A 1,434-nucleotide genomic window follows, 5' to 3' on the forward strand; every position below is an offset into this window, starting at 1 on the left:
CTTTTATCTTGATTATAGAAGAAGGGTAAATTAAAATAAAATTGTATTGGTTGTATATGGTGTATATGTGATACATAAACACTTTTGAAAGTGAGGTTTTGCAATGAAAATAATCATTAATAATATTTCCGATCAACCGTTATATCAGCAAATAAAAGAACAAATAAAGGGAGGAATTCTCCGTCAGGAATTAAAGGAGGGTGAACAACTTCCATCCATACGTTCATTAGCAAGTGATTTACATGTTAGTGTTCTTACAACAAAAAGAGTATATGACGAATTGGAAAAAGAAGGATTTATTTTATCAAAAGTTGGAAAGGGTTCGTTTGTAGCACCAGAAAACTTGGATATGTTATCTGAAACTAAAAGGCATATGTTAGAAAAAAAACTCGCAGAGGTTTGGCAAATGGCTAAAACTCTTGGAATAACGAAAGAAGAACTTAATTTAATGATGGATATTATTTTTGAAGAGGGGGATGAAGGGTGAAAAACGTTTTAGAGGTAAAAAACTTAAAGAAGAAGTTAGATAAATTTAGTTTAGATTCAGTGGATTTTTCACTTAAAGAGGACTGTATTACAGGTTTCGTTGGTATTAATGGCTCTGGGAAAACGACAACAATAAAAACTCTACTAGGCCTCTATCCAAAAGATGATGGAAGTATTCATTTTTTTGGAAAAGAAATGGAAAAAAGTGAAAGTGAAGTAAAGAATCGTATTGGTGTTGTTTTGGATGAAGGTTATTTTTATGAAGAAATGACATTGAAAGAAATGAAGAGTATTATTGCTCCATCCTATTCCGATTGGGATGAAAATGTTTTTTTTAATTACATAAATAGGTTTAAATTGAATTTAAATCAGAAAATTGCTGCAATGTCTAAAGGTATGCGAATGAAATTTGCCATTACATTAGCTCTTTCTCACCACGCTGATTTATTGATCATGGATGAGCCAACAAGTGGGCTTGACCCATTAGTTAGAAGTGAGTTAATGAACATATTTTTAGAGTTTATGAAGGAGATGGGGAAAAGTATCTTCTTTTCTACTCATGTTACTTCTGATCTGGATAAAATAGCTGACATTCTTATTCTAATTGATAATGGGAGAATAATAATAAATGAAAGTAAAGATGAATTATTAGAAAGACACGCGTTGGTAAAAGGCGGTAACAATTTAATTAATGAATACACACGAAAATTATTTTTAAGTTTAAATCAAACATCGTTTGGTTTTGAAGGTATTACCGATAAGAAAGATGTAATATGTGAACAAATGAATGACATCATTATAGAAAGACCTTCCATTGAAAGTATTATGTTAGCGTATATAAAGGGGGAATAAAAAATGTTATTTCATCTTGTCAAAAAGGATTTTATTTTGGCAAAAAAATATTTATTATTTATGCTTATTTTTTCAGTTGTTGGTCCTATCTTTATC

General features: G+C 30.1%; 2 protein-coding genes. Both read left to right on the top strand.

All coding sequences use genetic code 11. The features are described 5' to 3' along the window. Window positions 1–103 precede the first annotated feature (103 nt). A complete protein-coding gene (locus V7150_RS26520) occupies window positions 104–487 on the top strand; it encodes a GntR family transcriptional regulator (RefSeq protein ID WP_335524305.1) in 384 nt (127 codons plus the stop codon). Next, window positions 484–1,338: an ABC transporter ATP-binding protein gene (locus V7150_RS26525; protein ID WP_335524308.1), complete on the top strand. Its 855-nt coding sequence runs from the start codon at window positions 484–486 to the stop codon at window positions 1,336–1,338. The genes V7150_RS26520 and V7150_RS26525 overlap by 4 nt, the downstream gene beginning before the upstream one ends. Window positions 1,339–1,434: the final 96 nt, after the last annotated feature.

The organism is Neobacillus drentensis (assembly GCF_036965245.1).
In the GTDB taxonomy this organism is placed as follows: domain Bacteria; phylum Bacillota; class Bacilli; order Bacillales; family Cytobacillaceae; genus Neobacillus; species Neobacillus drentensis_G.

Coding starts and splice junctions, on each gene's coding strand:
- V7150_RS26520 (WP_335524305.1), top strand. CDS start 104: ATGAAAATAATCATTAATAATATTTCCGATCAACCGTTATATCAGCAA.